Here is a 7,248-nt window from a genome sequence, read left to right as displayed (position 1 = left end):
TTCGATCCAGCAACTACGGCCCACTCTGGTCCGGAAAGGCTAGGAATTACCTTTCATTTACCAGCGCGACGGCGATGGTGCGGTCAGCTACACGATCGACGGTGGCGCCACCGTCAGCTACTGGTACGGCCATGCGTTCGATCTGAAAGGAAAGCATTACTTCACTGGCTTCGGCAGCAAGAGCCAAGGCGAGGGTCCGGAGGGCGACAACGGCATGATGGATCCCGAATATGTCGCCATCTCGCAGGCGACCTTCACGCGTGTCGAGAATGACGGCAAGCAGGAATGGTCGAAGCCGGATACCGACGGCTATGTCGGCGAGTTCGGCAGGATGGGCCGACCCGAGCAGATCGATGAGGCGAGGAAGTCGCAGTCGTTCACGACGGGCGATGGGCGCTACCTGTTGGCAGTGCCCACCCGGGATTTCATGAACGGAACCGAGGTGGGCATGTTCAGCCTGCTGCTGTTCGATCCAGGCAGTGTGGACAAGCTCGGTTTCAGGCAGTGGGGCTACCTGGGAAGTATCCCTGTCAGCGACGACAACAGCGACGCATGCGATGGCGGGCAAGTGATGCCGTGTGTCGCCAGCACCGGAACGCTGACGTTCGAGCAGGTCGGTGATGGCCTTCCCCGCCTCAAGGTGTCGTCCAAGGGAACGACCATCGCGTCGCCCGGAAAAGTCCGCGACATGACGGCAACAGACGACGTGGTCTATACCTTCGACGAGACGAGCGAACGCTACGGCAAGTAATCCGATTTCCAGTTGACCGACTTGCATCAGGCCCACGGAGGGGCCCGGTTGACGTCCTGCGACCTCTCGGTCGCGTACATCAGCAAAGGAGCCAACGATGGCCAGTCAGTACACCCGTGAACAGATCCTCGACATCATCGAGAGGCAAGCGCAGGAAAGCGGCATTCCGCGCGAGGATTTCCTGCGGTTCACCTATATCGAGACGGGCGGCCGCTTCAATCCCGACGCGAGCAATCCCAGCGGCGCCAAGGGCCTGTTCCAGTTTATGCCGGACACCGCCGAACAATATGGAATATCGGGCCGGGAGTTCGATCCAGTGGCAAACACACGCGCGGCGGCGGCGTTGTACTCCGACAATCTCGGCGACATCTCGCGTGGCCAGGCCCGCAGCGGTCACGATTTCCTTTCCGGAAACGAGACGCCGAGCGGACTGGATCTCTACCTGGCGCATCAGCAAGGCGCCGCCGGCTACGCGTCCATCCAGAATGCCATCGAGGACGGCGAATTCACGCGCACCAATACGCGCAGGAATATCCTCAACAACATCAGCAACCTCGATGTAGAGCGTCTGACCGGTCGCGCACCTTCCGACCTGCGTGGACTCAGTGATCGCGATCTGGCGACGACATACGCGCAATACTGGAATGGCAAGTTTGCCGCCATCAATATCCCCGATCGCGGTATCCAGGCGGGTCAGCCCGATGCCGCCGTCCGTGAGCGTACGTCGCCGCTCGCCGACGGCGTATTGCAGAGCGGCGAACGTGGCGAAGAAGTGCGCGCCCTGCAGACGTCGCTGAACCAGCTAGGCTTCCGCGATGGTCGGGGTGCGGAACTGGAGACGCGTTCGGGTATCTACGGGGGCAAGACGCAGGAGGCAGTGCGCGCCTTCCAGGTCGCCAATCAATTGGAAGCCACCGGCAACGCCGATGAACGCACGCGCGAAGCGATCGCGCTGCAACTCGCGTTGCCGGAACAGGAGCGCAATCGTGCCCAATCGGTGGAGGCGCAGCAGCGCGAGGGCGGGCTGGCGTGGCCTACACCGGGTAATCTCGACATCAACCAGGCCGACAAGCCGCGCGAAGGTCGGGGCGAATTCGGGACGCCGCGCAGTGGTGGCCGCCGCCACGGCGGCATCGACATCGAGGGTAACGTCGGCGACCCGGTCGTGGCCGTCGCGGGCGGTACCGTGGTGGTGCGCCCGAACAACGATGCAGCCGGCAACACCGTGCATGTGCGGCATGACGACGGCACGCTGACCAAGTACTTCCATCTCGACGAGTTCAGCGTGCGAAATGGCCAGCGCGTGGAAGCCGGGCGGCAGATCGGCACCATGGGCCGGACCGGCAACACGCCTGCACAGGGCGACACGCACCTGCACTTCGAAATGTGGCGCGACGGCCGGCAGGTGGATCCGCTGCTGCACCTGCAAGGCACGGAGCGCGATGCGGCCGTGCCCGCACGCGCGACCTCGGCCGAGGTGCTGCGTGATGGAGTGTCGGGCGCGTCGGTGCGCGAACTGCAACAGCAGCTCAACCAGCTGGGCTACCGTGGTGCCGATGGCCAACCGCTGGAGACCACGTCGGGCAAGTTCGGTCCGCAGACCCAACACGCGTTGCGTGCGTTCCAGGAGGATCGTGGGCTGAAAGTGGATGGTGAGTACGGCGACCGCTCACGTGCTGCGATGGCAACGGCCACGCCAGCTGTGGTGCGCGACGCGACGCCCGCGGAAAGCACGTCGCAGAGTGCGCGGGGCGAGGATGCGCAGCGCTCGTTCGTGGACCGCATGTTCTCCGCCATGCATGGCGGCGACGACCGGGCCATGCGGCAGGCGCTGGACGACTATCTGAAGACGCCGGCGGGCCAGGGCTGGCAACAGAAGGAGCAGCACGTCGCGGACCAGCAGGTCGCACAACAGCGCGACCAGATGGGTACGGCCCGCTGAGAACGTGCGGCAAGGTGCGCGGGCCGGCCAAGCCGGCCCGCGTCTCCGTCACAGGTGCGTGCGGAGCGAATCAGCTGAGCCAGGCGCGTCCGATCTGGTACAGGCTGATGCACAGGACCAGTAGCCCGACCACTTTCAGCACGATGCGCTCGGAAACGTGCCGCACGAACCAGGCCGCGAACGGTGCGGCAATGGCGCCGCCAACCAGCAGCCCGAGCACGATTTCCAGATGCTGCACACCGATGGTGAACAGGAAAGTCAGCGACACCACCAGCGTCACCACGAACTCGGAGGCGCTGACCGTGCCGATGGTGGTGCGGGCCTGCCCGCCGCGTGCCAGCAGCGTGGAGGTAGCCAGTGGCCCCCATCCGCCGCCGCCGGTGGCATCCAGCAGCCCGGCGAAGAAGCCCAATACCGGCACGCGCTTGACCTGTTCGCGCGGCATCCAGCGTCCGAAGGAGCGCACCAGGATCAGTACGGCCAGCGCCAGCAGGTACAGATAGACGAACGGACGGATGGCATCGCCCGGCAAGCGGGTGAGCACATAGGCGCCAATCGCACCACCGATGGAGCCGGAGATCGTCAGACGCCAGAACAGCCGCTTGTCGATGTTGCGGAAGTAGGCATGCGAAGCGCCGGAGACGCCCGTGGTCACTACTTCCGCGGCATGCACGCTGGCGCTCACCGCGGCAGGCGGCAGGCCCATGCTCAGCAGGATGGACGAGCAGATCAGGCCGAACGCCATGCCGAGCGCGCCGTCCACCAATTGCGCGCCGAGCCCGATGAGGACGAACCAGAAAAACGCGCTTCCAAACTCCATCCCGAGGCATCCAGTCGGCGTGGGGCGCCGTGGGTATCGGGAAACAGGATACAGGCCGTGGGTTGATCACGCCGCGTTCGGCGTGCCGTGATCGCAGCGAGGTTCCGGAGAAGCCGCGGACGCATCAGAGCGCATGCGCTTCGGCGTGGTGCCTGGTTGTCGTCGGTTCCAGTCGCATGCAGCCCGCGATAGACCGGCGGGACAGCGACATCGTCGACGGCGCGATGCTCTGCGTTGCGGGTGTCGAATGATTGGCGGTGGAAGGCGCCCATCGCGGCAGGCCCCTGAAGGCCGGCCGCACGCCTATGCGGTCAGCGGGTGCCGTACAGCACGACGGTCTTGCCGCGCGCGTGCAGCGAACCGTCCGCCTGAAGCTTCTTCAGGACACGGCCGGCCATCTCGCGCGAGCAACCCACCAGACGGGCCAGCTCCTGCCGCGAGACACGCAGTTGCGTGCCCTGGGGATGGCTCATCGCTTCCGGCTCACGTGCCAGGTCGTGCAACGTGCGCACGATGCGGTCGGTGACGTCCAGGAACGCCAGGCGGCTCGCCTTGCGGCTGGTGTCCAGCAGGCGTCGCGAGAGCTGGGCGCCGATCGAGTACAGCAGCTTGGGCGCATCGGCCGACAGCGTGCCCAGGAAGAGCTGGTGCAGGCGCTCGTAGCTGACTTCCGCCAGTTCGCACTGGGTGCGCGTGCGCAGGATGACTTCGCGTCGGTCGGACTCGATGAACAGGCCCATTTCGCCGACGAACTCGCCCGAACCGAAGTAGCCGAGGACCAGTTCGCGGTCGTCGTCTTCCTCGGTGATGATGCTGACCGAGCCGCTGACCACGTAATAGAGCGTCCCCGCCGGGTCGCCCGGCCGGAAGACATCGGCGCGGGCCGGGTAGCGACGCCTGTGGCTGTGGGCCAAGAAGCGCTCAAGCGTGGCGTTGTCCGGCGTCAGCGGGCTGGCGGCGGTGCGAGCGGGGGCTACAAGGGGGATGCCTGGGCTCATGGTGGTCACGGCTTGTAATTCAGGAAGCTTAGTCCGAATACGTAGCCCACGGCAAACGCAGGCCATGCAAGGGCTGGGCCAGTATGGTGCCGGCGCACCGACGGGTGGCGCGCGGACATTTCGCTGTCACCCCTTATGACGCATAATCCGCCCCCTCATCCGACTCCCCCGACGAGGGACCACCGCCGTGGTAAAACCCCTGCCTCGCCTGCGTCTGCAAGGTTTCAACAACCTCACCAAGGCGCTGAGCTTCAACATCTATGACGTGTGCTACGCCTCGTCCGAGGACGAGCGGCGCCGTTACATCGAATACATCGACGAGGAATACAACGCCGATCGCCTGACCCAGATCCTGACGGACGTGGCGGAGATCATCGGTGCCAATATCCTGAACGTGGCCCGCCAGGACTACGACCCGCAGGGCGCGTCGGTGACGATCCTCATCTCCGAGGAGCCGGTGATCGACAAGAAGGATGCGGGCAAGGAGATCATCTCCGATGCGGTGGTGGCGCACATGGACAAGTCGCACATCACGGTGCACACGTATCCGGAAACCCATCCGGACAACGGCATCGCGACCTTCCGTGCGGACATCGACGTGGCGACCTGTGGCGTGATCTCGCCGCTGAAGGCGCTGAACTACCTGATCGAGAGCCTGGAATCCGACATCGTCATCATGGATTACCGCGTGCGCGGCTTCACCCGCGACGTGAAGGGCAAGAAGCACTACATCGACCACAAGATCAATTCGATCCAGGATTTCCTGGCCAAGAACATCAAGTCACGCTACGAGATGCTCGACGTGAATGTCTACCAGGAAAACATCTTCCACACGAAGATGCACCTGAAGGAGTTCGACCTCGACAACTACCTGTTCGAGGAGAAGGCCAAGAACCTGTCGTTCAAGGAGCGCATGAAGATCGAGGCGCGCCTGAAGCGGGAGATCGAGGAGCTGTACCACGGGCGCAACCTGCCGGAATGACGGGTTGGCGGCCGGTGCGGGTTACATCCGGTTCGGATGGCCTGCGCCAGTCTGACCGTACACATGGCGGGACGACCCGCCCGCGGCGCGAGCCGCGCATCAGGACCGACGGCGGTCCGGAACGCGAGTTCCGGGCCGCTCTTGCGTTGTGGCCCGGGCAATCAACCTGAGGAGGTGACGTATGGCATGGGTCTATCTGGTGTTGGCGGGACTGCTGGAAGTGATGTGGGCCGTGGGCCTGAAGTATTCCGAGGGCTTCAGCCGGCTGGGGCCGAGCGTGGTCACCGGCGTGGCGATGGCGGGCAGTTTCTGGCTGCTGGCGGCGGCGTTGCGGCACATCCCGCTGGGAACGGGCTATGCGATCTGGGTGGGCATCGGCGCCGTGGGCACGGCCTTCGTCGGCATGTGGCTGTTCAAGGAACCGGCGACCGCCGCGCGGCTGGCCTGCATCGGCCTGATCGTGGCGGGCATCATCGGCCTGAAGCTCGCGTCGTAGCGTGCGCCGCGCGCACGACCGCATGAACCCATGCGTCGCGCGTCGCCAGCGAGAATTCAGCACGTTGGGTGGACCTTGGCCCGCCCCCCGGAACGCTCCGTCGACGCGGCAGGCCGGCTAAGCGTCGCCGCTGAAAAGCGTGGGTACGTGGAATCGGCGATGGTGCGCCGAGGCGCGCCCTACAGCCGGTATGCGACGGCCTTCATCAGCTTCGAGGCGCCTGCCATCAATGCCGGGATCGGCGCAGGCAGGAGGCGGGCGCCGGCCTCTTCGGCATGTTCGGCGTGGCGGGCTTCGTCGGCCTTCATCACCTGCAGGATCTCGCGGCTGCGCAGGTCGGCCGGCGGCAGGGTCTCCAGGTGCTCATCCAGATGGGCTTCGACCTGTCGCTCCGTTTCCACCACGAAGCCCAGGCTCCAGCCGTCCCCGCGCAGGCCGGCGAGCGCGCCGAGTGCGTAACTGCCGGCATACCAGAGCGGATTGAACAGGCTGGGCCGGCTGTCCAGTTCGCGCAGGCGGTCGGCGCACCAGGCCAGGTGATCGGTTTCTTCCTGGGCCGCGTCCAGCAGGTGGGCACGGGTGGCATCGTCGCGGGCCACGGCGGCCTGGCCGAAGTACAGGCCCTGGGCGCAGACCTCGCCGACATGGTTGATGCGCATCAGGCCGGCAGCATGGCGCTGTTCGGCGGGATCGAGAGCGACCTCCGGGGTGTTCCCCGCCGGATTGGTGCGCTGGGCCGGCGGATTGCCGAAGACGGTGTCCAGGCCGCGTTGGGCTTCCACCAGCCAGTGGTCGAGGGGGGAGAAAGTCCGCGTGTTCATGCGGGCATTGTGCCGGCTCCCGGGCATGGGCGCTTGCCGCGGGAGGTCCGTCCCGGCTCGGGTTGGGCCGACTTGCGCACTGCGGCAAGCCCCCGTACAATCCCGCCTCTTCCGTTCCACCCTTCACAACGCGTGGCAAAGTTCCGCCCGGGAAACCGCGGAATCCGCCCGACCAGACACATGAGATCCACATGAGCACCTTTACCGCCAAGTCCGAGACCGTCCAGCGCGACTGGTACGTCGTCGACGCAGCAGGCAAGACCCTCGGTCGCCTGTCCACCGAGCTGGCCCGTCGCCTCCGCGGCAAGCACAAGCCCGTCTATACCCCGCACGTCGATACCGGCGATTACCTGGTGGTGATCAATGCCGAGAAGATCCACGTGACCGGCAACAAGCTGGCCGACAAGAAGTACCACCGCTTCACCGGCTACATCGGCA

Annotated in this window: 8 protein-coding genes; 5 read left to right on the top strand and 3 right to left on the bottom strand. The window is 65.4% G+C overall.

Going from position 1 to position 7,248, the window contains the following annotated elements; genetic code table 11:
• The first annotated feature begins 214 nt into the window (after positions 1 to 214).
• Both V7060_RS18385 and V7060_RS18380 read left to right on the top strand, forming a co-directional pair.
• Positions 215 to 751 (top strand): hypothetical protein, encoded by a 537-nt coding sequence (locus tag V7060_RS18385; protein ID WP_334180654.1) that lies wholly within the window; start codon positions 215 to 217, stop codon positions 749 to 751.
• Positions 752 to 848: 97 nt separating this feature from the next.
• On the top strand, positions 849 to 2,693 hold the full coding sequence (locus V7060_RS18380) for a peptidoglycan-binding protein (protein WP_334180653.1): 1,845 nt from the start codon (positions 849 to 851) through the stop codon (positions 2,691 to 2,693).
• 70 nt (positions 2,694 to 2,763) lie between these two features.
• On the opposite strand, the gene V7060_RS18375 is transcribed toward V7060_RS18380, so the two are convergent.
• The gene (locus V7060_RS18375; RefSeq protein ID WP_334180652.1) at positions 2,764 to 3,513 is read right to left on the bottom strand and encodes a sulfite exporter TauE/SafE family protein; all 750 of its coding nucleotides are present in this window, start codon (positions 3,511 to 3,513) and stop codon (positions 2,764 to 2,766) included.
• 311 nt (positions 3,514 to 3,824) lie between these two features.
• Positions 3,825 to 4,511 (bottom strand): cAMP-activated global transcriptional regulator CRP, encoded by a 687-nt coding sequence (gene crp, locus V7060_RS18370; protein WP_334180651.1) that lies wholly within the window; start codon positions 4,509 to 4,511, stop codon positions 3,825 to 3,827.
• Between the two features lie 187 nt (positions 4,512 to 4,698).
• On the opposite strand from crp, the gene speD reads away from it, so the two are divergent.
• Together speD and sugE are read left to right on the top strand one after the other, a co-directional pair.
• Positions 4,699 to 5,493 (top strand): adenosylmethionine decarboxylase, encoded by a 795-nt coding sequence (gene speD, locus V7060_RS18365; protein WP_055936923.1) that lies wholly within the window; start codon positions 4,699 to 4,701, stop codon positions 5,491 to 5,493.
• A gap of 181 nt (positions 5,494 to 5,674) precedes the next feature.
• Entirely contained in the window at positions 5,675 to 5,989 is a 315-nt protein-coding gene (gene sugE, locus V7060_RS18360; RefSeq protein ID WP_334180650.1) for a quaternary ammonium compound efflux SMR transporter SugE, read from the top strand.
• Positions 5,990 to 6,168: 179 nt separating this feature from the next.
• Here sugE and coq7 read toward each other — a convergent pair whose 3' ends face one another.
• Complete coding sequence (coq7, locus tag V7060_RS18355; protein WP_334180649.1) at positions 6,169 to 6,810, bottom strand: 2-polyprenyl-3-methyl-6-methoxy-1,4-benzoquinone monooxygenase; 642 nt, start codon at positions 6,808 to 6,810, stop codon at positions 6,169 to 6,171.
• 191 nt (positions 6,811 to 7,001) lie between these two features.
• On the opposite strand from coq7, the gene rplM reads away from it, so the two are divergent.
• Positions 7,002 to 7,248: 50S ribosomal protein L13 (gene rplM / locus V7060_RS18350; RefSeq protein WP_334180648.1), on the top strand; the 247-nt coding region annotated here is incomplete at its 3' end.

Origin of the sequence: Pseudoxanthomonas sp. (assembly GCF_036845285.1) — a bacterium.
Taxonomy (GTDB): Bacteria; Pseudomonadota; Gammaproteobacteria; order Xanthomonadales; family Xanthomonadaceae; genus Pseudoxanthomonas_A.
The sequence above is the reverse complement of the archived record's forward strand: the minus strand, read 5'-3'. Positions and strand labels throughout refer to the sequence as shown.

Coding starts and splice junctions, on each gene's coding strand:
- V7060_RS18380 (WP_334180653.1), top strand. CDS start 849: ATGGCCAGTCAGTACACCCGTGAACAGATCCTCGACATCATCGAGAGG.
- V7060_RS18375 (WP_334180652.1), bottom strand. CDS start 3,513: ATGGAGTTTGGAAGCGCGTTTTTCTGGTTCGTCCTCATCGGGCTCGGC.
- V7060_RS18385 (WP_334180654.1), top strand. CDS start 215: ATGATGGATCCCGAATATGTCGCCATCTCGCAGGCGACCTTCACGCGT.
- coq7 (WP_334180649.1), bottom strand. CDS start 6,810: ATGAACACGCGGACTTTCTCCCCCCTCGACCACTGGCTGGTGGAAGCC.
- sugE (WP_334180650.1), top strand. CDS start 5,675: ATGGCATGGGTCTATCTGGTGTTGGCGGGACTGCTGGAAGTGATGTGG.
- crp (WP_334180651.1), bottom strand. CDS start 4,511: ATGAGCCCAGGCATCCCCCTTGTAGCCCCCGCTCGCACCGCCGCCAGC.